21 protein-coding genes and 4 pseudogenes are annotated in these 24,071 nt (G+C 58.6%); 9 read left to right on the top strand and 16 right to left on the bottom strand.

Translation table 11 applies throughout. The features are described 5' to 3' along the window. Window positions 1-153: 153 nt before the first annotated feature. Entirely contained in the window at window positions 154-642 is a 489-nt protein-coding gene (locus ACQ651_RS18625) for a MarR family winged helix-turn-helix transcriptional regulator (protein WP_430450108.1), read from the bottom strand. Between the two features lie 93 nt (window positions 643-735). Between ACQ651_RS18625 and ACQ651_RS18620 the strand changes: the two genes are divergently transcribed. The 4 genes from ACQ651_RS18620 to ACQ651_RS18605 all read left to right on the top strand — a co-directional run bounded on the left by ACQ651_RS18620 (window position 736) and on the right by ACQ651_RS18605 (window position 4,600). After that, window positions 736-1,263: a TRAP transporter small permease subunit gene (locus tag ACQ651_RS18620; RefSeq protein WP_430450107.1), complete on the top strand. Its 528-nt coding sequence runs from the start codon at window positions 736-738 to the stop codon at window positions 1,261-1,263. Beyond that, window positions 1,260-2,570 (top strand): TRAP transporter large permease, encoded by a 1,311-nt coding sequence (locus ACQ651_RS18615; protein WP_430450106.1) that lies wholly within the window; start codon window positions 1,260-1,262, stop codon window positions 2,568-2,570. The genes ACQ651_RS18620 and ACQ651_RS18615 overlap by 4 nt, the downstream gene beginning before the upstream one ends. 41 nt (window positions 2,571-2,611) lie before the next feature. Beyond that, window positions 2,612-3,631 carry a TRAP transporter substrate-binding protein gene (locus ACQ651_RS18610; protein ID WP_227287438.1) on the top strand — a complete coding sequence of 340 codons (1,020 nt, stop codon included), beginning with the start codon at window positions 2,612-2,614 and terminating at the stop codon, window positions 3,629-3,631. A gap of 63 nt (window positions 3,632-3,694) precedes the next feature. Beyond that, the gene (locus ACQ651_RS18605) at window positions 3,695-4,600 is read left to right on the top strand and encodes a hypothetical protein (protein ID WP_430450105.1); all 906 of its coding nucleotides are present in this window, start codon (window positions 3,695-3,697) and stop codon (window positions 4,598-4,600) included. A 139-nt stretch (window positions 4,601-4,739) separates the two neighbouring features. Here ACQ651_RS18605 and ACQ651_RS18600 read toward each other — a convergent pair whose 3' ends face one another. Further along, window positions 4,740-4,826 (bottom strand): DUF6330 family protein, encoded by an 87-nt coding sequence (locus tag ACQ651_RS18600; RefSeq protein WP_430450355.1) that lies wholly within the window; start codon window positions 4,824-4,826, stop codon window positions 4,740-4,742. A 22-nt stretch (window positions 4,827-4,848) separates the two neighbouring features. After that, window positions 4,849-5,214 (bottom strand): annotated as a pseudogene (locus ACQ651_RS18595) (zincin-like metallopeptidase domain-containing protein); the annotation flags it as partial. Between the two features lie 62 nt (window positions 5,215-5,276). On the opposite strand from ACQ651_RS18595, the gene ACQ651_RS18590 reads away from it, so the two are divergent. Beyond that, window positions 5,277-5,735, top strand: coding sequence for a hypothetical protein (locus ACQ651_RS18590; RefSeq protein WP_430450104.1), 459 nt, complete (start codon window positions 5,277-5,279; stop codon window positions 5,733-5,735). 6 nt (window positions 5,736-5,741) lie between these two features. On the opposite strand, the gene ACQ651_RS18585 is transcribed toward ACQ651_RS18590, so the two are convergent. Together ACQ651_RS18585 and ACQ651_RS18580 are read right to left on the bottom strand one after the other, a co-directional pair. Continuing rightward, complete coding sequence (locus tag ACQ651_RS18585) at window positions 5,742-6,707, bottom strand: hypothetical protein (RefSeq protein WP_430450103.1); 966 nt, start codon at window positions 6,705-6,707, stop codon at window positions 5,742-5,744. A 546-nt stretch (window positions 6,708-7,253) separates the two neighbouring features. Further along, window positions 7,254-8,216: an IS1595 family transposase gene (locus tag ACQ651_RS18580; protein WP_430450102.1), complete on the bottom strand. Its 963-nt coding sequence runs from the start codon at window positions 8,214-8,216 to the stop codon at window positions 7,254-7,256. Window positions 8,217-8,313: 97 nt separating this feature from the next. On the opposite strand from ACQ651_RS18580, the gene ACQ651_RS18575 reads away from it, so the two are divergent. Further along, window positions 8,314-8,595, top strand: a complete 282-nt coding sequence (locus ACQ651_RS18575; protein ID WP_430450101.1) for a DUF6471 domain-containing protein — start codon at window positions 8,314-8,316, stop codon at window positions 8,593-8,595. Here the strand turns inward: ACQ651_RS18575 and ACQ651_RS18570 are convergent. The 6 genes and pseudogenes from ACQ651_RS18570 to ACQ651_RS18545 all read right to left on the bottom strand — a co-directional run. Next, window positions 8,577-8,756 (bottom strand): hypothetical protein, encoded by a 180-nt coding sequence (locus ACQ651_RS18570; protein WP_430450100.1) that lies wholly within the window; start codon window positions 8,754-8,756, stop codon window positions 8,577-8,579. The genes ACQ651_RS18575 and ACQ651_RS18570 overlap by 19 nt on opposite strands. A 349-nt stretch (window positions 8,757-9,105) precedes the next feature. Beyond that, on the bottom strand, window positions 9,106-10,134 hold the full coding sequence (locus ACQ651_RS18565) for an IS110 family transposase (protein WP_430448200.1): 1,029 nt from the start codon (window positions 10,132-10,134) through the stop codon (window positions 9,106-9,108). A gap of 87 nt (window positions 10,135-10,221) precedes the next feature. Then, a pseudogene (locus ACQ651_RS18560) lies at window positions 10,222-10,542 on the bottom strand (ArdC-like ssDNA-binding domain-containing protein); the annotation flags it as partial. 72 nt (window positions 10,543-10,614) lie between these two features. Next, window positions 10,615-11,717, bottom strand: a protein-coding gene (locus ACQ651_RS18555) for an IS3 family transposase (RefSeq protein ID WP_430450099.1) whose coding sequence is annotated in 2 segments (ribosomal slippage) — window positions 10,615-11,465 and window positions 11,465-11,717 — 1,104 coding nt in all. Because the reading frame shifts where the segments join, the coding sequence is not laid out codon by codon here. 140 nt (window positions 11,718-11,857) lie between these two features. Beyond that, window positions 11,858-12,292, bottom strand: a pseudogene (locus ACQ651_RS18550) (transposase); the annotation flags it as partial. 1 nt (window position 12,293) lies between these two features. Next, a pseudogene (locus ACQ651_RS18545) lies at window positions 12,294-13,305 on the bottom strand (IS3 family transposase); the annotation flags it as partial. A gap of 299 nt (window positions 13,306-13,604) precedes the next feature. Here ACQ651_RS18545 and ACQ651_RS18540 point away from each other — a divergent pair. The 3 genes from ACQ651_RS18540 to ACQ651_RS18530 all read left to right on the top strand — a co-directional run bounded on the left by ACQ651_RS18540 (window position 13,605) and on the right by ACQ651_RS18530 (window position 17,020). Beyond that, entirely contained in the window at window positions 13,605-14,618 is a 1,014-nt protein-coding gene (locus tag ACQ651_RS18540; protein WP_375550881.1) for an NAD-dependent epimerase/dehydratase family protein, read from the top strand. After that, window positions 14,608-15,894 (top strand): Vi polysaccharide biosynthesis UDP-N-acetylglucosamine C-6 dehydrogenase TviB, encoded by a 1,287-nt coding sequence (gene tviB, locus ACQ651_RS18535; protein WP_430450098.1) that lies wholly within the window; start codon window positions 14,608-14,610, stop codon window positions 15,892-15,894. Before ACQ651_RS18540 ends, tviB begins: the two co-directional genes overlap by 11 nt. A gap of 70 nt (window positions 15,895-15,964) precedes the next feature. Further along, on the top strand, window positions 15,965-17,020 hold the full coding sequence (locus ACQ651_RS18530) for a glycosyltransferase (RefSeq protein WP_375550879.1): 1,056 nt from the start codon (window positions 15,965-15,967) through the stop codon (window positions 17,018-17,020). 245 nt (window positions 17,021-17,265) lie between these two features. Here ACQ651_RS18530 and ACQ651_RS18525 read toward each other — a convergent pair whose 3' ends face one another. The 5 genes from ACQ651_RS18525 to ACQ651_RS18505 form a co-directional block, all read right to left on the bottom strand. Beyond that, window positions 17,266-17,862 carry a tyrosine-type recombinase/integrase gene (locus ACQ651_RS18525; RefSeq protein ID WP_375550878.1) on the bottom strand — a complete coding sequence of 199 codons (597 nt, stop codon included), beginning with the start codon at window positions 17,860-17,862 and terminating at the stop codon, window positions 17,266-17,268. A 136-nt stretch (window positions 17,863-17,998) separates the two neighbouring features. Then, complete coding sequence (locus ACQ651_RS18520; protein ID WP_430450097.1) at window positions 17,999-19,768, bottom strand: ABC transporter ATP-binding protein; 1,770 nt, start codon at window positions 19,766-19,768, stop codon at window positions 17,999-18,001. Window positions 19,769-19,887: 119 nt separating this feature from the next. Continuing rightward, the gene (locus tag ACQ651_RS18515) at window positions 19,888-21,678 is read right to left on the bottom strand and encodes an ABC transporter ATP-binding protein (protein WP_227287963.1); all 1,791 of its coding nucleotides are present in this window, start codon (window positions 21,676-21,678) and stop codon (window positions 19,888-19,890) included. 675 nt (window positions 21,679-22,353) lie between these two features. Next, window positions 22,354-23,295 (bottom strand): dipeptidase, encoded by a 942-nt coding sequence (locus ACQ651_RS18510; RefSeq protein ID WP_286193624.1) that lies wholly within the window; start codon window positions 23,293-23,295, stop codon window positions 22,354-22,356. Further along, complete coding sequence (locus ACQ651_RS18505) at window positions 23,222-23,794, bottom strand: hypothetical protein (RefSeq protein ID WP_430450096.1); 573 nt, start codon at window positions 23,792-23,794, stop codon at window positions 23,222-23,224. Before ACQ651_RS18505 ends, ACQ651_RS18510 begins: the two co-directional genes overlap by 74 nt. Window positions 23,795-24,071: the final 277 nt, after the last annotated feature.

Genomic DNA, 24,071 nt, shown 5'->3' with positions numbered 1-24,071 from the left:
GGCCGGCGAGATGAAACCGCCCACGTCGAGCCAGTTGATGCGGGAATGACGACGGTCGCCGTTGTAATCGAAAATGGTTCGGTGGCGATTGCTCCATTCACCGCGCGCCCGAAGCCCGCACAGACGACCGGCCTTGAGACTGGGCAGAGGTTTTCAGTCATCGGGGTGCTTGTCCCTGTAGGGCGGTAATTTCTGCCAGCGCGGCACATCCCTGGCCATTCGATCGAGCATCGACAAAAGTTGTGCACGTTCTTCGGGGCTGAGGCATGCTGTCAGATGGTCTTCGGCCTCGACGAACATTGCGATCACCTGATCATGAACGCGTTCACCCTCCGGCTCCAGAAACAGGAGCTTTCGCCGTCCGTCCTCGCGGTCGTCACGGCGCGAGATCATGCCTTTCGCCAAAAGCGCGCCAACTGCCCGGCTGATCGTGTTCGACGGTTGCTCGGTGATTTCGCTTATGTCACGCGCGTTTAGTCCATTGCGGAACTTGAGGCACATCAGCACCGTCAGTTCCGGCCGGATCAGCCCCTTCTCGCGCTCCATTCGGCGCAGGATCGGTTCACGCAGGAAGTTTGTCAGAAAGGCGATGCGATACCCGATTTCGAAGGGCGTCGCACTTACGATGTCGATCAGCTTCATGGCAAGACCTTAAGCCGAAGAAATAGATTGATCCAAGTGGAATTATATTGCTCCATATGGAACGAATAAGTCTCGTCGGGGAGGGGAGACCGAATGCAAGTTGTCATGGAACGCGTGTCGCGAAGAATCGAGGCGATGTTGGCCGTCCTCCTGATCGTGCTGATGCTGGCGGTGGTCGTGCAGGTCATCTGCAATGCGCTGGACATCAATCCCCTGCTGACGCGGCCCGAGCCAGCGGTGCTGATCGGGCGCGCCGTGACCTTGAACAGCTTGCTGGACCTGCAATGGCATCTGCTGGTGATCTTGGGGCTGGTCCCGGCCGGGCTGGTCTGGCACCGCGATCGCCATGTCCGGGTCGACTTCCTCTATCAGGCCTACCGCCCGAACTGGCAAGCGCGGGTGGACCTGGCCGGAAATCTGCTTTTCGCAGTACCGTTCTTTGCGCTGATCCTGCCTGCCTCGTGGGCCTTCATGCAGCGCGCCTGGCGCTCGGACGAAGGTTCGCGCAATGGCGGGCTGGAGGATTTGTGGCTGATCAAATCGGTCCTGCCGCTCGGCCTTGCGATCCTGGCCTTTTACATCGCTTTTGAAACCCTGCGTCTCATCCGGGCCGCGAAATGAGCGAAGCCGTCTTGCCTCTGGCCATGGCGGCGCTGACGCTGGCCGGCATCCTTGCGGGCTATCGCGTCGGCATGGTGCTTGCGGGGGCGGCGGCGCTTTTTATCCTGCTGTCGGATCTGCCAACGGCGTATTTCAACCTGCTGGTCAGCCGGATCTACGCCAACGTCCTGTCAAACTGGCTGTTGGTGGCGATACCGATGTTCATATTCATGGGGCTGGTGCTGGAAAAATCCGGCGTGGCACAGCGGGCGCTGCGGGCCGCGCAAACGGCGCTCGGCGGATCGGCGGCGGGCATGGGCATTTCGGTTCTGGTGATCGGGATGTTGCTGGCAGCCTCTTCAGGGATCGTGGGCGCCTCGGTTGTCTTGCTGGCGATGCTCGCCTTGCCGCAGTTGCAGGATGCCGGCTATGACAATGCCACATCCGCCGGGCTGATTGCCTCTTCGGGTACGCTGGCTATTCTGATCCCGCCCTCCGTCATGCTGATCGTGCTTGGAGATCAGTTGCAGACCCCGGTGCCCGACATGTTCGCCGGCGCCATCGGGCCTGGCCTGTTGCTGGTCGCAGCTTACGGAGCGTTGGTCATCTGGCGCGCGCGTGGCCTGGCCCGTCAGGTCCGCTCCGGGCCGCCGCCATCACCGTTGAGACTGCTGATCGACCTTGGCCCGCTGATCGCGCTGGTGGTCTGTGTTCTGGGCTCGATCATTGCCGGGCTAGCCACCCCGACCGAGGCCAGCGGGCTCGGCGCCTTCGGGGCGATCCTGATCACACTGATTTACGGGAAGTTCCACTGGGCCACGGTTTTCGAGGCCGCCCGGCAGACTGTGGTGACGACCTCCATGGTTCTTTTGGTGATGATCGGAGCCACCTGCTTTGCGGCCGTGTTCAAGGCCATTGGCGGCGACGACGTGGTCGAGGTCGGGCTGATGGCGTTCGGCGACGGGCCCTACACGGTTCTGATCGTGGTTATGGCGGCGATTTTCGTACTCGGCTTCGTGCTGGACTGGCTTGAGATTTCACTGATCCTCGTCCCGATCTTCGCGCCTATTATCGCCGGGCTGGATTTCGCCAATGGCCTGAGCGGAGAGACGTTGTTGATCTGGTTCGGCATCCTGGTGGCAGTGAACCTGCAAACCAGTTTCCTGACCCCGCCCTTCGGCTTTTCGCTGTTCTATCTGCGCGGTGCCGTCGGTGAGCGGCTGACCACATCCGAGATCTACCGCGGTGTCTTGCCGTTCATCGGCCTGCAGCTCCTCATTCTCGGGCTGCTGGTCGCCTTTCCCGGCCTGATCACCGGACTGACATGACAATACCCAAGAACAAAGATGTTCAACCCAGGAGGAGACCCATGAAACTGCATCTGACCGCCGCGGCGCTGGCCGTGGCCGCCACACCCGTCCTCGCACAGGACTACAACATGCAAAGCGCCTTTGGCACGACGCTGCCGGTTCTTGGCCCGGCGGCCGACCGGTTCGTTGCCAATGTGTCGCTGCTGACCAATGGCGAGGTGAATTTCGAGCATCTGGGCGCGGGCGAATTGTCGCCGCCCTTCGAGATCTTCGACAATGTCGGCGTTGGCGCGATCGAGGCGGGCTGGTCTTTCGCGGCATACGCCTCTGGTCAGGAACCGGCCGCCGCGCTCTTCGGTTCGGTGCCCTTCGGCGGCGACCCCCTGTCCTATATCTCATGGCTGAATCATGGCGGTGGGATCGAGCTGTGGCGCGAGCTTTACGAGCCCTACAACCTTGTTCCCATGGCCTGTGGCGTGATCCTGAGCGAGGCTGGCGGCTGGTACACGTCCGAGATCAACAGCCCCGAAGACCTTCAGGGGCTCAACATCCGCATCGGTGGGCTTGGCGGCGCGATCCTGTCGCGGCTCGGTGCCAATGCAATGTCCCTGCCTGTTGGCGAGATTTCGACCTCGCTGGAAACCGGGCGTCTGGACGCAACCGAGCTGAGCTTCCCGCTCGTCGACCGTTTGCTCGGTTTCAATCAGGTGGCCGACTATTATTACTTCCCCGGATGGCACCAGCCCGCTGGCTTCATCGAGTTCTACGTCAACAAGGACCTCTGGGACAGCTTCACCGAAGAACAGCAAACCGCGATCGAAGTGTCGTGCAATGACATCAACCTTTGGACGCTTGGGGTGGCCGCCGGCGCGCAGGCCGAGGTCCTGCAGGAGTTCCGCGATGGCGGCACCATCGTGCAACGTTTCCCCGACAGCGTTCTGGAGGCGCTGCGCGCCGCGGCGGATGAGGTCTACGCCGAACAGGCCGCCGAGGATGAGATGTTCGCCCGTGTGATCGAAAGCTACCGCACCTATGCGGCGGCCTATAACGAGTATCAGTCGCTGTCCTCCCTCGACTGATGCCAAGGCTGGCCTCCACGTACAGGTGGGGCCAGCTTTCAATTGCAACGAACCGGAGGCCGGATGAGCTACACTCTACGCGATTTCGGGAGCTACACCGTGGGCGGTCGGATGCACCGGGTGATGGAAGGCGAACCGCAGGAGGTGCAGTTCACCCGTACCGCAAGCTACACCTACGATCCCCGTGGCCATTTCGCGGTGGAGCAGACCTATGTGCAGTATTTCATCCCCGATCGCGCTCGGGATCTGCCGCCGGTCGTTCTGGTCCATGGCGGCGGCATGCACGGGAGCACATGGGAAACCACACCCGACGGGCGGCCGGGATGGATCAACCTGCTGCTCGACCGGGGGCGGGAGGTTCACGTGGTTGATATGGTCGAACGTGGCCGATCCGGCTTTGCGCCCGGTCTTTGGGACGATGCACCCATCCTGCGCTCCGCTGAAGAGGCCTGGACGCTCTTTCGCATCGGGCCGTCTGACGGGTTTGTCCGCCGTCGCGCCTTTGAAGGCACTCAGTTTCCCGTATCGGCGCTGGACGGTTTCCTGCAGCGTATCGTGCCGCGCTGGCTTTCCACCACACAGTTGCAGACCAATGGGGTGATCGCCCTTATCGACCGCCTTGGCGCGGCCAGTCTCGTCTGTCACAGCCAAGGCGGAGAGGTCGGCTTTGATGCCTTCCGAGCGAGACCGGACAAGGTATTCGGCATTCTGGCCGTCGAACCTTCGGCATTTCCGCCATCCGATGTGACCTGTCCCATCACGCTTCTGGCCGGCGACTACCTCGACACCGCACAACACTGGTTTGATCGCGCGGAGGGCTGGCGTGACTCCGTGGCCAAGCTGCGCGCGCGCGGTGTTTCCGCATGCTTCATCGACACCGCAAAAACAGTTGCCAGAGGCGGGAGCCATTTCCTGATGATGGACAGGAACAGCGATGATGTACTCGATGCCGGTATGGCTGCCTTGTGAAAAGGCAATGCTGCCGGTCGCCGCAAACGGCTGGCATACCGCGGGGTCAGAACTGGAACGATCTGCCCAATTCGGACCTTTGTCACCCAGAATGGCGCGACGTCGCAGCGACCCAGAAGTCGATGTCGGTGGAAGCAGGTCACGCGCCACGACGGAAGGTGATGGTTGTGCGCACGCCATCAGGAAAGCAGGCGACACGCAAGGTCTTCGGTTCTCTGCGGCTCATCTAAATCTCCTTCACACGGGGGTCAGGCAACCTTATCGGTCGCGGCTCTGCGACCGGCTTTCGACGCGATGATGAGCCAGTCGCAGGCGCGTTGCGCATCGGCGGCATGTTTGAAGATCGCGGTCTTGTCCGAGCGCAAAACACGGAGCCAGTTGTCGAGATAGGCAGCACTCATCTCAAGCGTATGGGCAGAAAACCCAAGCTCCTGCCCCAGAAAACACGAGGTGAGTTCGGCAACGATCTCCTCCCGCGCATAAGCCGTGTTGCCAAACCGCGCGTCTCCATAGGATCGGTTCAGCCGATGTCGTGCTTTCGTGGCATGGGCCAGCTCATGCGCCCATAATCCGTAGAAGGATCGTGGATCCTCGAAGAGCGAGATGTCCGGCATTATGGAGCAAGCTCACCAAATAAGGTTATTGCATAATCTTAAATGGTTAGACATAAGGGGGCATGGAAAACACTGTAGAATATGAACGCCCCAACACCGTATCAGGCTTGAACGCCAAGCGGAAAGAGCTGACCAAGATGCTTGGCAAAATCATGGCAGAGGCAGAGCGGGTGCGAACTAGCATCAAGCATATCGACGCCTGCGTTGCCTTGTTTGATCCAAGCGCCAAGCCACCAACCACCTACCATGACGGGTTTATGCCGCGCCACACAGCGCCCAAGGGTCACTTGAAGCGGTTCATCCTGACACAGTTAAGGGAAGCCTCTGATCCGCTGTCAGCCCGCCAGATCGCGGACGCTTGGGTTATAGATCAGATGATAGATGGTGATGCGGATACCTTGCGATTGCTGCGGAAGCGTATCGGCATTTCCATAAACACCATCAAGAAGGATGGACTTATCTTTGAGGCTGGCATGGATGGTGTGTGCAAACTTTGGGAGTTGAAAAAGGGCGGCAAGTGAGCCGCCTTAATTCATCATACGCAGGATTTCCTGATACTTTGTAAGCATGTCTTTCAGAGCGTCAATTTCATCCGCGTCTACGTCAGCGCTAAGCTGTAGTCTTCCATCAACAACATAACCCGTCGCATTCAGATTTGCCTTCCCGCCGGTAGCTTGCGCTGCGCTTGAAAGACCAGATGCCGGTGTCCTTGGCGGACTTGCGGGGATCTTTGGTGCCGAGACAACTTCTACTTCATTCATTGGGATTCCTGTGGGGCTTCCGAACACGCGCAAATGAGTTTCATCCTCTGCGATCCAATCAACGGGCTTTGATGTAAACTGATCAACGCCACCTGAGGTCCATTTGATGTAGTCACCAACCTTAACACCTACTGTATTTGGCGTGGCAGCCCCGCCTTCAGGTTTCGTATTCGCTTCATCGCTGCCTTCATCACGAATACTATCGGAATCAGAGAGTCCAGCAAAGGCCAAAGTCTTCTTATAGCAAGAAATCACCTCATCGGCGGCGCTGTCACTGTAAGGCGTGTCACCCTCATCAAGCCGATCTAGAGTAAGGTATCCCTTGAGAACAGTTTCAGACAAATCACGCGCTGCGCCAAACCTATCCCAAAGCGTTTTATGAATCATAGGAAGCAATGCGGCTGACTTTAGAGCATTGAGGCGCTTTTCGGAATCAGGGTGGGGGTCGCGAACGATTCGGCGTCCAGAGTCGCTAATTTTGAATTTCCTGGACTTGCCGGTTCCCGAATCTGTGACCAACCCATATTGGATTAGCGCAGCTACGCTTCGCCATACCTGCCCGTCTGTTGACTTCATGCCCCACGCTTCCGTCAGCGCGTTCACGCCGACCTCGTGGTGCTGTGCTACCTTGTCAAGCAAAGTGGTACGCTCCACTGCGCGCTCGAGATCAAACGAAGGGTAAGGTGGGGAGCGGAATCGTTTCTTCTTTTCTACTTGGACTTCATCAGACATCTTAGTCACTCCTTCTTGCAAGCCTTATCGCACACAGGGGGTGCCTTGGTCAACTTGCAATCGAATACAGACCGAATACAGGCTTGACGCCCGATTGGGCTGTATGCAATATGGGCATCAGGGCGTTGAGCCCCAAGATGTAGAAGGAGTCGAAAATGAAGATACCTGTCTAGCCCTGCTCCGTAAGCCGTGCGGCGTTGCAGGGAGACTGAAAGGAAAGGCCGACCAGCAAAGTGCGGATCGACCCCCTTAGCGGCAAATCGGTTGGGGCAGAGCCCAAGTCAAAATGCGGACTAGACACTCGTAATATGACAAAAGTTCTGCCCCTTTTCAAGGGGAATCCCTCTCGTAAGGAGAATGGGACATGAGAACTGGTGTCTTTGTGACCGCGTATGAACGCGTCCGCTTTGGCCGAGTTGAACATGTCTGCGCTCACTGGCGCAGCCGTTAACTCGCGCTGATCTGAACCCCGCACTGGGCTAGGCGTTAGCGGTCCATGTAGCTTGTATGAATCCAACTAGGGCGGCGGGAAACCGTCGCCCGTTTTTATTGCGCGTGACGCTGCCAGTATCCTTTCCACTGGCGGGATACGGGGGCGGCAGTCACAGCGCCGATCACCATAGCGAACTGGTGGCCGTTGGCTTGACGGTTCACGTCCTCACGCCACGCCATTTCAGCGGCATACGCGCCCAGATACTTGCCTGCGATATGGTGGTGTGTGCCAACTTCTGCACGACGCAGGCGGCTAAAGAATGACTCCGCTTGGTTGGTGCAGGCACCGTCCTTCGAATACGCAACTTGGTGGTTGATCCGCTTTATAGGGAAGTAAGCGGCCAACCGATCCCAATGTGAGGCTTCATCAGCGTGTACGGTTGCGCCGTGCTGCACCTTGGATGCCACCAGCGCCACGCCCTCGGCCTCTGTGGCTGTCACGTATGTAAGTGTGCGCCCGCCACGCTCACGCATCACGATTACGCTTTGGCGCTTGCCTGACTGGTGGACTTTCTTGCGGCGGTCCTTGCGATCCTTCTTTTCATTGGCAGGCTTCACGTAGCCACCGAAGTATGCGCCATCGACCTCAACCGAGCCAGAAAGAGCGCCAGCATCACGGGCAATCTCTATGCTTTCGCGGACCTTGTGTAGCAGAACGAACGCGGTTTTGTAATCAACCGACAGGTCGCGGGACAATTGCAACGCGCTGTAGCCCTTCGCGCCATTTATGAAGATAGCGATTGCCGCCAGAATATCGCGGATTGCCAGTTTGCGGCTTGCGAAGATCGTGCCGGAGGTCAGGCTGTATTGCTTAGCGCAGCCTTTGCACTTGTATACTTGGCGTGTTTTGAGGTCGTAGGCTTCACAGCAGCCACATTCTGGGCAGTATGGTGCGCCATCGGTGTCAGCAAAGCGAATGTTGCGGAAAGCATCACGGGCTTCGTCGTGCGACATGCGCATGACTTTCACAAGCGAAAGCGTTTTTGCGGCGGGTGACAAGAGGAAGTGCTGTGACATGATACTCACCTTATTTGGTGAGTTTCTTATGGCAGTGGACAGAACCCGCGTCAAGAACTATATTCACCGAATATGGTTATTCCAAAAAAGGTGATCCATGAATACGATTGATAGAGCGCAGAGGCCTGCCCCACCCAAGCCGGTTGCGCGTAAGGCTAGCCCGGTGAATGCGGAGTATGAAGATAGGGCGCGTGAGTTAGTCCGTGAGGCCATGCGATCAAAAGGCGTGACCGTTGACCAGCTTACTGCCCGTCTGGCTCTGATAGGTGTCGATATGAGTTCTGGGGGCGTGGCGAACAAGATAAGCCGGGGTGGCTTTAGTTCCGCGTTCTTGCTTCAATGCCTTGCGGCAATGGACCTTCAAATAAAGGTAGAATAGCTATCTAACCTTATTTGGTGAGCTTGCTCCATAATGCCGGAGATGTCGGGCATGTAGACCTTGTCGACCGAGGCCATGTAGTAGACCTCCCGCCCGGTGAAGCTGGTCACAATGTCGATCGCCTCGAAGAAATCCTGCATGTGCGGGATGGGTTCATGCATCGCGTGACTGTGCGGCGGCGCGGGGTCTGGATGAAAGCTGTCCGGCAGACCTTCGATCTGATCGTGTGTGGATGCTCCCGGTTTTGCAAGTCTGCTCTGGTTCGGATTCCTGGCGTCGTGATCGGTATCGCCCGTGTGTCAGGCCTCTCGATGTGACACCTTCCGCCACGGGCCGTTATGGTGTTCGAGGCTCCGGTTCCAAAATCAGCGTTCCGGACTCGAAGGTCCTGGACCAGAGTATGGTTTTCCCGAAGCTGAACGTGAGATCAGTTAGCCCATAATCCCCTCAGAACTCCTTGCGCTTCACCTCAGGCGTTGCGCCCTCGGCAAAATCCTTCAGGTGGCTTGATCAGGCGTAGGTGACCAGGCCGCCCGCGTATTCCTCTTTCTTCGTGACCATGGCCCAAAGTGCTCGCGCCATCTTGTTCGCGAGTGCGATCGCGGCGACCTTCCATGGTTTCCTTGCCATCAGGCGGCCGAGCCAGCTGTCTGGATCGACACCCTTGGCAGCGGCCCATCGCATGCAGACGGTCGCGCCATTTACGAGCAGTCGCCTCATATCCGACTGCCCCATCTTGTTCACCCGGCCCAAGCGGGTCTTCCCGCCTGTCGAGAGCTGCTTCGGAACGAGGCCAAGCCATGCGGCAAAGTCACGGCCGCGTTTGAAGGATTCCATCGGCGGGGCGAAGGCGAGGAATGCAGCTGCATTGACGGGCCCGACACCGGGCATGGTCTGGATGCGACGGGCAACTTCGTCTTTCTTGGCAATATCGGCCATCTGTCGCTCCAGCGTCTTGATGGACTGACCGAGCTGGCTGATCTGATGATAGAGCAATCGAACCGTCTCCAGCACAAGATCCGGGACGCGCTCGGGGTTTCGTTCAAGCTGCTCCTCGAAGGCGAGAAGCGCGGCATGGCCCTTCGGCACGATGACCCCATGCTCTGCGAGTTGTCCGCGCAGTGTGGTCATCATCCGAGCCCGCGCACGCGTGAACGACTGGTGCGTGCGGAAGAGGATAGCCTGCGACTGTTGCTCCTGACTCTTCACGGCAACAAAGCGCATGTCTGGCTGTCGGACTGCTGTCGCTATGGCCGCTGCGTCATTCGCATCATTCTTTCCACGCCTGACAAACGGCTTCACGTATACTGGCGGGATCAGTCGCACCTCGTGGCCTGCCGCCATAGCCGTCCGACCCCAATGGTGGCTCGTCGCACAAGCCTCCATCGCAACCAGGCAGGCCGGATGGGATGTCAGAAACTGCTCGAACTGCGCGCGGGAATATTTCCGATTGAACAGAATCTCGCCGTCCGTGGTGGTACCGCAAACCTGAAAACTGTGCTTTGCGAGATCAATGGCCAAGATGCTAACGTCCTTCATGGGTGCTCCCTTTCAATTTCACTGGCTTCAACCAAGTCCAGTTTGGCACATCGCGATGCCGTTGCGGGAGGGAGCATCCACCCAATCAGCATTGAACACGCGATACGCCTTCTGAAACCGGAAGCCGGTCGACGCGGTCTCCTCGTTCGGGTCGTCGGCCTCCTTCTCGTCTTCGCGAGATCGCGCCTGACCGTAATAGACGACGACAGAAGATTTCTCGCCCTTTCGGACCTTGGCCTCTAGTGCGTTGGCGTGGCGGATCGTCATCCAGAAGGGTGAGGCATAGTCGTGGACGCGGCCTTCACGTTGGCACTCGATGCGCTCCCCGACACGGTAGGCTGCCGCTGCCGTGGCGGAGCGCCCGGCGCTGCGTTTGATCGTCTTCACAGAGAGGTGGTAGCTGGCCATGCCCCCTACCCCGCTCCGTGACGCGAACGATCATCACGCACGCTGGGGTTCACCCTGTTTTTGGTCCGGTCTTCATGCGACCTTTCGGGTTTCCTTCAGTTGGGCCGTAAATTCGTTCGGCGTCAAGTTTCCGAGCGACGAATGCGGCCTGGTTTCGTTGTAATCGGTTCTCCAACTGTTGATCCGGGTTCGAGCGTCGTCCATGGAAAGAAACCAAGACGCGTTGAGGCATTCCTGCCGAAGGCGGCTGTTGAACGCCTCGATGCAGGCATTGTCTGTTGGTTGCCCGGGTCTTGAGAAGTCCAACTCGACCTTGTTCAGGTAGGCCCACTGGTCGAGCAGCCGGCCGGCGAACTCCGGTCCATTGTCTGAGCGAATGCTTCGAGGTTTGCCCCTGATCCGCGCGAGCCGGTCCAGTTCGTCGATCACCTGGTAAGCCCGGAAGTTCGTCCTCGCAGAGGTCGCGAGAGCTTCTCTCGTAAAGCAATCCACGATGGTCAGAATCCGGAAGGGTTTCTCGTCGAACAGCCGGTCTGACATGAAGTCCATCGCCCAGACATCGTTCATGCCGTCGGCATTCGATCGGCCGGATCGGTATCGGCAGGCACGTCGTCGTTTCGGGCTTCGCGTCCGGATCGACAGGCCTTCTTCACAGTAAAGGCGATACAGGCGTTTGTGGTTCACCTGCCAGCCTTCGCGTTGCAGCAGGATATGCAGACGACGATATCCATACCGCACGCGGCTCTCGGCCAGTTCTTTCAGGCGCATCCGCAACTCCACCGCCGGATCACGCCTGGATTGATATCGGTGAGAAGCCCGCCCAAAGCCCATGGCATTACACGCCCGGCGCTCCGACACCTCAAACACGTCCTGATAGTGCCGGACAACCTCGCGACGGCGGACAGGCTTCACCACTTTTTTCGCAGCGCATCCTGAAGCATAGTCTTGTCCAGGGTCAGATCCGCGACCAGACGTTTCAGCTTGCCGTTCTCATCCTCGAGCTGCTTTAGCCTTCGGATCTCCGACACGCCCATGCCCGCATAGACCTTCTTCCAGCGATAGAACGTCGCTTCCGCAATCCCCATCTTTCGGCAAATCTCACCAACCGTGGTTCCGGCTTCCGCCTGCCTCAAGGCAAAGGCAATCTGCTCATCGCTAAAGCGTTTCTTCGGCATCGGTACACTCCTCTGTTGCCAGAAATGTACCCAAAATTTCGCACTCAGCTCGGACCAGTTGCAGGGGGCAAGACCAGTGAGCTGTTTGCCCCGGATGCTGGTCCGGCCGACACCCAATTGGGCTAATTTGACCGGTCAGATCATGCTGCGGCCTCAGTTTGGACGGGTTTGGGCCTGAGCTTGGCAAGCTTTCTGAGGTTCTGTGCGATAGCTGCGAGAAGGAACTCGTCCTTGGCTCCGTTGGGGCCTCGCAATCGCAACCTGGTCAGGTTCAAGATGCGCTTCAGATGCGCAAAGAGCATCTCAACTTTCTTCCGTTTGTCGCGGCTGACTTTGTACGCTTTCGTCTTCCTGCTGGAGCGGGCGAAGTCCCGAGCGTCCTCATGTTCTTCCCGGCTGATAGATCTGCAGTTCGCATTAGGGCAGCATTTTTCTTTCGAAGGACATCGCTCGCAATCGGACTTGAGTGCCCGGTATTTTCGAGTGCCCCGGATGTCTTTGCCTCGATTGGAATCAGAGTAATTCCGGCGGAACTGCTTGAGCGCGAAGCCTTCCGGGCAGATGTACTGGTCGTTGGCGCAAGGTCGGGAACAGGTGCTCGTTGAGGCACTCGTCCCGGAGGCGACCGTTGAAGCTCTCGACTAGGCCGTTCTGCATCGGTTTGCCCGGCGCGATGTAGTGCCACTCGACCTGGCGATCCTCCTGCCATTTCAGCATTGCATTCGATGTCAGCTCGGTTCCGTTGTCGCTGACCACTATGCAGGGGAAGCCGCGCATCTCGGCGATCCGGTCAAGTTCGCGGGCAACCCGGATGCCGGAGATCGAAGTGTCCACGACCGTCGCCAGGCATTCCCTGCTGAAGTCGTCGATCACGCAGAGGATGCGGAACCGGCGACTATCCGACAGCGCCTCTGATACGAAGTCGAGCGACCAGCGCTGGTTCGGACCTTGAGGGATGGTCATCGGTGCCCTGGTACCGATCGCGCGCTTGCGTCCGCCCCGTTTACGGACGGTTAACCCTTCTTCGCGGTAGAGCCGGTAGAGCTTCTTCCAGTTCACTTCCCAGCCCTCCCGCTTCAACAGGATGTGCAGCCGCCGGTAGCCGAACCGCCGCCGCTCCGAGGCCAGTTCCTTCATCCTAGCCCGCAGCGCCGTATCAGCCGGACGCTTCGAGCGGCGCCGATAGACACGCGGATCGATCCCCGCAAGCGCACAGGCCCGCCTTTGCGAGTAGCTCTTCTCCTTCATGGCCCAGTCCACAGCGTTCCTCCTCGAACATTCGCCATTGTCGCTCGGACCAATGGCGCGGCATGGCTCATCCTCAGAAGTTTTTTCCGAGCATCTCTTTCAGCGTCGCTACATCCATCATCTGCTCCGCAAGCATCTTCTTCAGTTTGGCGTTCTCGGCTTCCAGCGCCTTCAGCCGCTTGGCATCGGCGACTTCCATGCCGCCATACTTGCGACGCCAGTTGTAGAAGGTCGCATCGCTGATCCCGTGCTTCCGGCACAGATCCGGCGCGCTCACGCCCGCCTGATGCTCCTTCAGGATGCCAATGACCTGCGCTTCGCTGAACCGTGATCTCTTCATCGTCTGTCTCCTCAATTGGAGAACAGGCTAACCTCAAATCGAGGACGTTTCAGGGGAGCAGGTCAAAAATTATCAAAACGGATTCGCCTCCAATTCAAACGACAGTGGCGCTTTGGTATGTCGTCATGTGTGGTTGACGTTGCGGCAAGGTGATGGCCTCTTTCGCGCTCGCGTACTGATGGCCGTCGGAGTAAACAAATACTGGGATAGCGATCGACTCAAGGGGCCAGTGCTCTTGAGCCTGAAGGGTGGAGGGTTAGTGGTGTGATTTGCTCAGGCAAGCATCTGATTATTGCGGCATGACGCGAGTTCTGATCACCGGAACCGCCGGCTTCATCGGCTTCCACCTCGCGCGGCTCCTGCTCGATGAGGGGTTCGAGGTTCATGGGTTTGACGGGATTACGGACTACTATGACGTCCGCCTGAAACGTCGCCGCCATGACATGCTCCTGCAAAAGCCCGGCTTCGCCGCAACGGAAGCGATGCTCGAGGACCAGGAGGCGGTCGACCGCGTGGCCGACGCGTTCCAGCCCGATGTCATCGTCCATCTCGCAGCCCAGGCGGGCGTGCGCTACAGCCTGGAGAACCCCCGCGCTTATCTCGACGCCAATGTGATCGGCACGTTCAACGTAGTGGAGGCCGCGCGCCGGCTCGAGGTCAGGCACCTGCTGATGGCCTCGACCTCATCGGTCTACGGCGCCAATGACGAGATGCCTTTCACGGAAACCGAGAAGGCCGATACGCAGCTCACGATCTATGCCGCCACGAAGAAGGCCAATGAGAGCATGGCGCACGCCTATGCGCATCTCTGGGGCCTGCCGACGACGATGTTTCGCTTCTTCACGGTCTACGGGACCTGGGGGCGGCCCGATCTCGCGCTCTACAAGTTCGTCGATGCGATCCTCGATGACCGCCCGATCGACATCTACAACAACGGCGACATGTATCGCGACTTCACCTACGTCGATGATCTGGTGCGCGGAATTCGCCTCCTGATCGACGCGATCCCGGAGCGCCCCGCCTCGAAAGACGACATCGCTACGGGCGACAGTCTCTCGCCCGTCGCGCCCTTTCGGATCGTGAATATCGGAAACTCGGAGAAGGTGCGGCTTCTCGACTTCATCGACGCGATTGAGGAGAGCCTAGGGAAGAAAGCCACCCGCAATTACATGCCGATGCAGATGGGTGACGTGCCGGCCACCTGGGCGGATGCGTCCCTCCTGCAAAGCCTGACGGGCTACCGTCCACAAACGCCGTTCCGAGATGGGATTGATCGCTTTGTCGACTGGTTCAGGGAGTATCATGGGAAGTGATGTGAGCATCGACGGTGCGGTGATTGTCGTCATTGGGCTGGGCTATGTGGGCCTGCCACTCGCCGTCGAGTTCGGCAAGAAGCGGCGGGTGATTGGCTTTGACGTCAATGAAAAACGCATCTCGGAGCTCCGCGAAGGACGCGACCACACGCGGGAGGTTGAGGCTGAGGAACTCGCAGAGGCGCAGTACCTCGCCTTCAGCTCCGATCCAACGGATCTGCAGGACGCGACGGTCTTCATCGTCACGGTGCCTACGCCCATCGATGCCCACAAACGCCCGGACCTGACACCACTTTTGAGGGCCTCCGAGACGGTGGGGCGCGCCCTCAAGAGGGGCGACATCGTCATCTACGAGAGCACAGTCTATCCGGGTGCGACGGAAGAGGACTGCGTGCCGGTTCTCGAGCGGGTCTCCGGTCTGACCTTCAACGAGGATTTTTTCTGCGGCTACAGCCCTGAGCGGATCAATCCCGGCGACAAGCAGCACCGTCTCACCACCATCTTGAAAGTGACCTCAGGTTCCACGCCAGAGATAGCAGGCAAGGTCGACGCGCTCTACGCCTCGATCATCGAGGCCGGCACCTACAAGGCCGACAGCATCCGCGTGGCAGAAGCCGCCAAGGTCATCGAGAACACGCAGCGCGACCTCAACATCGCCCTGGTCAATGAGTTGGCCATCATCTTCAACCGGATGGAGATCGACACGGATGCCGTGCTCCGCGCCGCGGGTACGAAGTGGAACTTCCTGCCCTTCCGGCCCGGTCTCGTTGGTGGGCACTGCATCGGCGTCGATCCCTATTATCTGACGCACAAGGCCGAGGCTTTGGGATACCACCCGCAGGTGATCCTCGCCGGGCGCCGGATCAATGACGGGATGGGGAGCTACGTCGCGGGTCGCTTGGTCAAGGCGATGCTCAAGCGCCGAATCCATGTCCACGGGGCGCGCGTGCTGGTCCTCGGGCTGGCCTTCAAGGAGAACTGCCCCGATCTGCGCAACACGCGCGTGGTCGATGTCGTACGTGAGCTCGCGGACTTCGGCGTTGAGGTGGACGTGCATGACCCCTGGGTCGACGTAGGTGAGGCAAGGGCGGAGTACGGGATCGAGCTGGTGGCAGAACCTGAGAACAACGCTTATGATGTCGTCGTTTTAGCCGTTGCCCACGGCGCGTTTCGAGCGGGAGGGGCCGCCGCGTTGCATGCTCTCGGTAGAAAGAAGCACATGTTCTGTGACCTGAAGAGTGTTTTCCCAGAGGACGAGAGTGATTTCCGCCTCTAGGCGATGCAGCCTACCGGGGGATAGGCTTTACGCTAAAGTAGTCAAAAAACGGAAAGGCTGGTGAAAACAGGTGTCAAAGGCACAAGACATTCCAAGGCGCGTACTTCATATTCATTTCGGCAAAGAGGGTGGGGCCGAACGCTTCTTTGTTTCGCTCTGCCAGAGCATGGCGGAGGCAGGTGTTGAGCAGCGTTTCTTGATCCGGCCTAGGCGCAGTTGGGCAAACCAGGTTCGTGCGCTCGGTAATGTGAAGGAGGTCAACTATCCTCGCTTTGCGCCAGTTCGAGCGCTCCTTCAGCGGTGGGTTGACCGGCAGGTAAGCGACTGGCAACCCGATGCGGTCGTTGCCTGGATGCCGAAGGCCGCGACCCTGCTGCCAAAGGCCGACGGGCCGGCCAAGCTTGTTCGGCTTGGGGACTACCCGCGCCATATCAAGCACTTTCAGCGCGCCGACTGCATGATCGGAAACACGCCGGGCGTTCAAGCCCGCCTGCAAGAGTTGGGCTGGGACCGCCCGATCGAGATTATCTCGAACTTCCCACGCGAGGGGGAGGCCAAACCGGACGCCATATCCTTCGACTTGCCAAAAGGCTGTTTCATACTTAGCGCAGCGGGGCGGTTCGTGGAACTCAAGGGCTTCGCAACGCTGATCCGTGCGATGGCACAGGTGGAGGGCAGCGCCCTATGCCTCGTGGGCGATGGGGAACAGCGTGCGGGGCTCGAAGCGTTGGCGGAAGAACTCAATGTCACCGACCGCCTGCAGATCACGGGTTGGGTGGACAGGCCGCTCGACTGGGTTGCCAAATCCAACGCGGTATGTGTCACTTCCACCCACGAGGTTCTGGGTAACGTGGTCCTAGAAGCGTGGCTCTGTGGTGTACCGGTGATCTCGACGCCTGCGCCGGGTCCCAAATGGCTGATCGAGGATGGCGAGACTGGGCTCCTGTTGCCTGACTTTTCCTGTGATGCGTTGGTAGTTGGCATCAAGCGGCTGATGGAAGATCAAGAGCTGGCAGCGCGTCTCATCGCGAACGGTACGAAAAAGCTTGAAAAGCATTTTTCAAAGAAAGGAATTACTGATTCCTACTTCCGTCTGATACGTACTCATCGGGGCGGGTATTCTTAACTATCAAACGCGATTTCATACGTTGATCCGTTGCCTCGCAAGGAATTCATGAAAACGCTCGCCCATCATTAGCTCTCACTGTGTTCGAAAGACTCGCAACAGTCGTTGAGCCGCAATTAATCTTTTGCAGCGCTGCTTCTCATTTTTTTAGTGTGTTCCATCGAAATGGAGTTATCCATTCCGATTGGGCTCGAACCGAACTTTCATTGTAACAATTTTTAGTGTCCAGTTGTGGCATACCAGTACTAGAGGATGGTATAGTGCAATCGGACCGTGCTATCCATCTTGGTGTGGCCGAGTAGAAGTTGGACGGCTCGAAGGTTCCCGGTTTTCTTGTAGATCTGAGTAACCTTGGTTCGCCGCATCGAGTGTGTTCCGTAGGCGCTTGCCTCAAGGCCAATTGATGTCACCCAGTCCCTGACTATACGTGCGTATTGGCGGGTCGAGATGTGCAAACGCTCATGAAAGCGGCCTGGCCAAAGGTACTCTGAGCCAACCATCAGCTCGTCTTCCATCCATTTCTCGACCGATGCCCGGGTGCCTTCGGATATCTCAAAGCGAACCGGTTTCTGGGTTTTACTCTGAAGAACGGACGCGCGCTCTTTGACTTGGCCCGACGCCATGACATCGACCACCTTCATCTTAACTAGATCACAACCTCGGAGTTTGCTGTCGATTGCCATATTGAAGAGTGCGAGGTCGCGGTGGTTCTCGGCCAGCTCGAGTCTAACGCGGATTGCCCAGACGTGTTTCGGTTTTAGTGGTCGCTTTTGTCCTACGATGCGACCCTTGTTCCAAGCTGGACGAAGAGCGCGAATGGCCGGTAGGTTTGGCGTTTCCATGACTGATCCTCCGATCCGCCATGCCCTCCCACAACGACAACCCAACGTTGACCAAGGCAACATATCACAGCCTGCCGCGTTGCCTCGGATGGCAGCAGAGAGCCCAATCCGGAAACGACTCACCGATCCTACGACATTACGTAGCGGTAGCGCGGTCCTTCAATGTCAGGTCCGCCGGAAGGTCGTCAAAGCTGGCATAGTTCAACTCAAATAGCCGCGAATAGAGCCCCTTGTCAGCCATCAAAGCCTCGTGGTCGCCCTCTTCGATCTTCACGCCGTGTTGCAGCACGACGATCCGGTCCGCATTCCGAATGGTCGCGAGCCGATGCGCGATTACAATGCCCGTGCGCCCCTCCAATAGCGTCTGCAGCCCCTTCTGGATCTGCATTTCCGTGTAACTGTCGATATTGGCGGTTGCCTCGTCGAGCACAAGGATCTTCGCATCAACAACCAGCGCCCGGGCGAAGCTGAGCAATTGGCGCTGCCCAAGGCTTAGGTTGCCGCCGCGTTCATCGAGCACGGTCTGGTAACCCTGCGGCATGGCCTCGATGAAATCATGCGCCCCCACGGCCCTCGCGGCTTCGGTCACATCCGCATCTGACGCCCAGTGGGAGGAATAGCGGATGTTTTCCAAGATCGTGCCGGTGAAGAGATATGGCTCTTGCAGGACCATCGCGATGTGGCGCCCAAGGCTGTCCTGCGTGACGGTCCGGACATTGCGCCCCCCAACCAGAACCGCGCCGTCCATCACGTCGTAGAATCGGTGAATCAGGGAAATGGAGCTTGATTTACCGGATCCGGTGGGCCCGACAAGCGCAACACGCTCGCCGGATTTCACCTTGAAGCTGACGTTCTTGAGGACCGGGTTCTGCGGATCATAGCCAAAGGTGACATTGCGGAATTCCACTGACCCGTCATCGGCTGCACCTAGCGCGACTGCATCCGGCGCGTCGGTCACGTCCACTGAGACATCCAAAACCTCTGTCAACCGATGCCCCGAGGCCATGGCGCGCTGCATTACGGAGTATTGCATGGTCAGCGATCGGATCGGATCGAAGAAGCGCTGGATGTAAAACAGGAAGGCCACCATGACGCCGACCTCGACGCGGCCCGACGCTACCATCAGGCCACCGGCGATGACGACCACGGCCATCGCGATGCCGGTCAGGCCGTCGACGATCGGGATCATGATTTGTGCCAGCCGGGAGGCGCGCAGTTGTGCCTGGTAAGCGTTGCCCACCAGCTTGCCATAGAGATCGGCGTTCAACCCGGCACGGTCGAGCGCCTGCACCGCGCGGACACCGTGAATCGCTTCGGCCAGCGCCCCATTGGCCACCGAGTTTGCTTCATGGGCCGCCATGAACGCTGCCCGCGCGCGAGCCAGCCACAGCACCCGCACCCCAAACAGTACCGGCAACACCAACAGAACCATTGCCGCCAGCTGCCAATCCAGCCAGAGCATCGCCACGACGATGCCGCCCAGTAGGGCGATGTCACCGACCGACTGCACCGAGGTTTCGAAGAATTCCTGCATCGAGTTCACATCGCCCTGCAGACGCGACATCAAACGCCCGACCTCGGTCTTGTCCATGAATGACAGGGACACTCGTTGCAGATGCTCGAACATGCGCCATCGAATGTCGAAGAGCACGTTTTCAGCCGTACGGGCCGTTACCTTTTCTTGGACAAGAGACGCTGAGAAATTCACTAAGATCGCCACCACGAAAAGCGCCATGATCCTCCAAAGCGTCCCGGCATCCGCGCCGGGCGTCATGCCGTTGTCGATTGCGTACTGGATCAGCAGCGGGATCGATAGTTGGGAAAGGGTGAAGGTCAGCGCCGCCAGCACCGCAATGACCACCTGCGGGCGATAAGGGGCTACAAAACGCCAGATCCGCCGGATCACGTTACCATCGAAGGCGCGGCCAAAGATCTCCTCTTCGATCCGGGTCGATCCGACGACCGCCCGCATTTTCGGCCGCCCGTCATCATGGGGATCGCGTGGTTCTCCTGTTGCCGAGTCATTCATTGAACACCTGCCATCTCGTCAAGCACATCGGCGTCGGGGCGCATCTGTAAGTCATGCAGCGCCTTGTACCGGCCGCCAAGTGCGAGCAACTCGTCATGGGTCCCACGTTCCACGACCTTCCCGTCATCGACGAAAAGGATCTGGTCGGCATGCATCAGGCTGGCCAGTCGATGCGCAACGATCAGCGTCACACGCTGTTTTGCGTAGTCGCGCATCGCAGCACGGATCCGGCTTTCGGTGCCGGCGTCAATGGCAGCGGTGGAATCGTCAAGGATCAAAACCGAGGGTTCCATCATCAACGTGCGCGCAATTGACAGGCGTTGCCGCTGCCCGCCAGACAGGGATACGCCCCGCTCGCCGACGATCGTGTGGTATTGGCTTGGCAATCCGAGAACATAGTCGTGCAACTGTGCGGATTCCGCGACATTGCGAATTCGCGCGTCCTCAACGAAGGGCGTCGAGTATGCGATGTTGTTTTCGATCGTGGTGGTAAACAGGAAGGAATCCTGCTGCACCACTGCCACCGCCTGGCGAACGGATGACAACGTGACGTCGCGAATATCCTGCCCGTCGATCAGGATCGCCCCTTCGGTCACGTCGTAGAACCGGGGGATCAGATGCATCAGCGTCGTCTTGCCCGAGCCCGGTGGACCAACGATACCGATCGCCTCGCCCCTCTTGGCTTCCAGACTGATGCCCGACAAGGCGTGCCGCCCCGCCCCCTGATAGCTGAAGCCGACGTTTTCCAACCTGAGCGTACCCTCGGTGATCTCAAGATCGCGAGCACCGGGCGCGTCCGAGATCTCTTCTTGCATGTCGATCAGTTGAAACAGGCGTGCTCCGCAGGTCGAGGCGCGGGCATAGGCGTTAACCATCATGCCAAGCTGTCGCACCGGCATCTGAAGGATTGTCATAAAGGTCAGGAACGTGGCCAGCGTGCCGACGGTGATTTCGCCCGCCGCAACTTGACGTCCACCATACAGCAGAACCAGCCCCATCGCGGTAAAAAACGCCAAGGTCATGATCGACGTATTGGTCACGCGCACATTAATGCGCTGGTGGCTCAACTCCAGCGCGGTTTTGGATGCGCGCTCGAACTTGGCCATTTCGTAATCCCTTGCGGCAAATGCGCGAACCACGCGGATGCCTGCAAGATTCTCTTCCATCACCTGGCTTAGAACACCTAGCTTTTCCTGCAAGATGAGCCATGTGCGCCGCAGTATCAGCCGCATGACCGTGCTGCGCCAGGCCGCGAAGGGCACGAAGGAAAGGGCAAGAAAGGCCAGAACGACGTTCGTCGACAGCAAAAGCCACGCCCCGATCCCGATTAGCAGGATCAGGAAAAAGGTCCGGACAAGGGCGGTCGAGAAATACATCCGCACACCTTCAAGGTCGAGCATTCCGACCGTGATCAGATCGCCCGAATGGGTCTGGTCATGAAAGGAGAATGGCAGTCGCTGTATCTTGTCATAGATCATGTTGCGCAGATCGTGGGCGAGCGCGTGGCCGAGCGATTCCGCTGTGTAATTCTGCACCAGCGTGAACAGCCCGCGCAGGACACTCGCGCCCAGAAGCATCAGCGCCACGGCGACCAGCGGCCCGGCCTCGAATACATCCCCTTCGGATGCCTGGGTCATGTCGACCGCGCGGCCAAGGATGACCGGGATCGCCAGTTGCGCCACCACGGCGGCAAGAGTAGCGGTGAAGGCCAGACCGGCACGCCACGGGTATTGTATGCACATCCGCGTGATCCGGGCCAGCGCACCCAGTCCTTGCTGTACTTCCACGTCACTTGTCCGGCGGAATCGCCGTTCATTTGTTTCGGAAGTGGGAACTGACGTCGTCATCTTGATCCTGCCGTCGACGTATCGTCACAGCCTCCTTGAAGTTTCTGCACAGTGCCAGTCCGCGAAAGGACCGAAGCGCTTTTGTCGGAAGCCGTCGAAACGAACATTTTGCCCACGCCGCAGTTGGCGATGGGATATGGACGTGCCTGTCGCGTAGGTATGAGCAGAAAGGCAAAAGCGGCCGGGAGAGACTCCCCCGTGCAGGTTGGTGCAAGGAGAATAATCGGGACAATCCGGAAGGACAAGTTCTCGTGCGACGTCGACTGTGCGGCAGGGTCTGATCGCGCGCCCACGGTCGCCCAATGGCCAGTCCGCTGCACGGCCGGTGCAGGAGGATACCGTAGACCCGAAGCCTGAATGCGAGTCCCGATATGCTTGGGAGGCCAGGTCGCAGGCTGCGGCGGGACGCCCTTTCGATCATCGTCGACAATCTTCATCTGTCTCCTGCCCCAGTGGCAGACACAACCCCGGAGCCGGATAGATGCTCATATCTCCCAGAGACGATAGTTAGCGTTCGGGTCAAAAGGCTTCAGAATGCTCTCTAACGTTTTCTCGAATTCAAAACGGACTGCGTGGCCACGAGAACAGCAGGTTACCGCTTGCGCGCTGCAGTTTTCAATCGCCCCAGATGTCACTCAGAACACGCAGCCAGTTGTCACGCATGATCTTCTCGATCGCGTCCTCCTTGTAGCCGCGGTTTTCGAGCCCTTCCCACACGCGAGGCGTGTGGCTCAGCGATTGGAAATCACTGTTCAGGCGATTTTCGTAAGTGAACCAGTCGCCCAGGATGCCGGTGATGTTCTGATCTGTGCCGTTGGGGCCAAAGGTCCGGTCCCAGACCTCTGGGCCGGTAGCCGGCGATTCCGTAGTGTCGGAGGCAAAGGCAACATGCTCGATCCCGGCGACCTTCACCATGTGGTCAACATGGTTGATGTAGTCTTCCATGCTTGGCCGCTGATCATGGCGCACCGCCGGGGTCCACATCACGGCACCTGTCAGTCCACCGGTCTCGGCCACACCGCGAAGGTGTTCGTCGGTCTTGTTGCGGGGGCTGGGGCAGACCGCGTAAGCGTTGGCATGACTAACAACCAGTGGCCGCCCGCGCGACGCGGCGATGAAGTCACTGGTGCTGCGGTGGCCGCAATGCGACAGGTCCACCACCAACCGTAGCCGGTGCATCTCTTCGAGCCATTCTGTGCCGGCTTCTGTCATGCCGGTGTCAGCCGGTCCGGTCTGCGGCGCGCCGCACGCGTAGCGGTTCGGCTTGTTGTAGTTGGGTTGCAGGATGCGGATACCCAGTTCTTTCATCGACGCCAAAAGCGCGGTGTCTTCCTCGATCATCGTGGAATTCTGCGTGCCCAAGATGACGCCAACACGGTTGGTTTCAACGGCATCCTCGATGTCCGCGACGCTTCGCGCGACCAAGGCAAGATCGTCCATCGCAGCGATTGAAGCGCGAATCGTTTCAAGCTGCACAAGACTTTCACTCAAGCTCGCATAGGGTCGCATGGAAGTGCAGTTGAGGGCATGCACACCACCTTTCAGTGTCTTTTCCATTTGCTCGCGATTTACGTTGGCGCAGTTCAAGCCATCCAGGGTCCATTGCTTCGACATCTGACGCGTCCTTTTCTTGAGATTGTTTTCCTGAGATTTCGATTGGGAGCGGAGTTTGCTGTGCGTTGAATCCGAACAACGCCCACGAGATACGAGCCAGGTGCCCGCCTGTGTTGAGCACTTGAAAACACTGTTGGCCCGAAACTACGAAAATATCATGTAATCCAACCAGATAGCCATGATCTACCAACTGCGACGCAGCGTTGGCGGCCATGACGCACCCGGTTTCGTTGCCGCCAAGCGGGCTGAGGTTGCATGCGTCTTCACCGCTGGCCAACAGATGCAAAAACTGCGGCTCACACCGCTTGCCTTCGGTGGGCGGGATATTCCATTCGCGTTCCGATCCGCTGGTTTCCAGCCGGTCATAGAGTTGAATGCTATTTTGCGTTGTTAGTGTGGATTCCGGCGGCTTTTCCGAGACAGGCGCGAAGAGGACACTCATCTCGACACCGACCACATGTGTTTGCCGGCATTCCGACCTGGATCCACCAGTAACTTGAGCGCCAGCCCCCAAATCGTGCGCATCAGCCAAACCGGCAAACCGATCCACCTGTCGACGCTGGCGATCGCATTTGCCAGTTTATCCCTAAACAAACTCCCTAGTTCACTTGCTTCCTGCATCATTGGTATCCGCATCGCTGAATGGGTTCGTTCATCACCAGTCTATTGGTGAAGATTTTCGTTGTAAATTCACAAATCGGCTGTCAGTATCCAAAACA

This window comes from Rhodophyticola sp., assembly GCF_965284195.1.
Lineage (GTDB): Bacteria > Pseudomonadota > Alphaproteobacteria > Rhodobacterales > Rhodobacteraceae > Rhodophyticola.
Note: the sequence above shows the minus strand (reverse complement) of the source record. Positions and strands in the feature narration are given on the sequence as shown.

What these genes read in the sequence shown, in the direction of transcription:
- ACQ651_RS18600 (WP_430450355.1), bottom strand. Translation starts at nt 4,826, where the DNA reads ATGAGCCGCAGAGAACCGAAGACCTTGCGTGTCGCCTGCTTTCCTGAT.
- ACQ651_RS18605 (WP_430450105.1), top strand. Translation starts at nt 3,695, where the DNA reads ATGAGCTACACTCTACGCGATTTCGGGAGCTACACCGTGGGCGGTCGG.
- tviB (WP_430450098.1), top strand. Translation starts at nt 14,608, where the DNA reads ATGGGAAGTGATGTGAGCATCGACGGTGCGGTGATTGTCGTCATTGGG.
- ACQ651_RS18620 (WP_430450107.1), top strand. Translation starts at nt 736, where the DNA reads ATGCAAGTTGTCATGGAACGCGTGTCGCGAAGAATCGAGGCGATGTTG.
- ACQ651_RS18510 (WP_286193624.1), bottom strand. Translation starts at nt 23,295, where the DNA reads ATGGAAAAGACACTGAAAGGTGGTGTGCATGCCCTCAACTGCACTTCC.
- ACQ651_RS18615 (WP_430450106.1), top strand. Translation starts at nt 1,260, where the DNA reads ATGAGCGAAGCCGTCTTGCCTCTGGCCATGGCGGCGCTGACGCTGGCC.
- ACQ651_RS18580 (WP_430450102.1), bottom strand. Translation starts at nt 8,216, where the DNA reads ATGTCACAGCACTTCCTCTTGTCACCCGCCGCAAAAACGCTTTCGCTT.
- ACQ651_RS18565 (WP_430448200.1), bottom strand. Translation starts at nt 10,134, where the DNA reads ATGAAGGACGTTAGCATCTTGGCCATTGATCTCGCAAAGCACAGTTTT.
- ACQ651_RS18610 (WP_227287438.1), top strand. Translation starts at nt 2,612, where the DNA reads ATGAAACTGCATCTGACCGCCGCGGCGCTGGCCGTGGCCGCCACACCC.
- ACQ651_RS18575 (WP_430450101.1), top strand. Translation starts at nt 8,314, where the DNA reads ATGAATACGATTGATAGAGCGCAGAGGCCTGCCCCACCCAAGCCGGTT.
- ACQ651_RS18585 (WP_430450103.1), bottom strand. Translation starts at nt 6,707, where the DNA reads ATGTCTGATGAAGTCCAAGTAGAAAAGAAGAAACGATTCCGCTCCCCA.
- ACQ651_RS18505 (WP_430450096.1), bottom strand. Translation starts at nt 23,794, where the DNA reads ATGAGTGTCCTCTTCGCGCCTGTCTCGGAAAAGCCGCCGGAATCCACA.
- ACQ651_RS18525 (WP_375550878.1), bottom strand. Translation starts at nt 17,862, where the DNA reads ATGGAAACGCCAAACCTACCGGCCATTCGCGCTCTTCGTCCAGCTTGG.
- ACQ651_RS18625 (WP_430450108.1), bottom strand. Translation starts at nt 642, where the DNA reads ATGAAGCTGATCGACATCGTAAGTGCGACGCCCTTCGAAATCGGGTAT.
- ACQ651_RS18540 (WP_375550881.1), top strand. Translation starts at nt 13,605, where the DNA reads ATGACGCGAGTTCTGATCACCGGAACCGCCGGCTTCATCGGCTTCCAC.
- ACQ651_RS18590 (WP_430450104.1), top strand. Translation starts at nt 5,277, where the DNA reads ATGGAAAACACTGTAGAATATGAACGCCCCAACACCGTATCAGGCTTG.
- ACQ651_RS18570 (WP_430450100.1), bottom strand. Translation starts at nt 8,756, where the DNA reads ATGCATGAACCCATCCCGCACATGCAGGATTTCTTCGAGGCGATCGAC.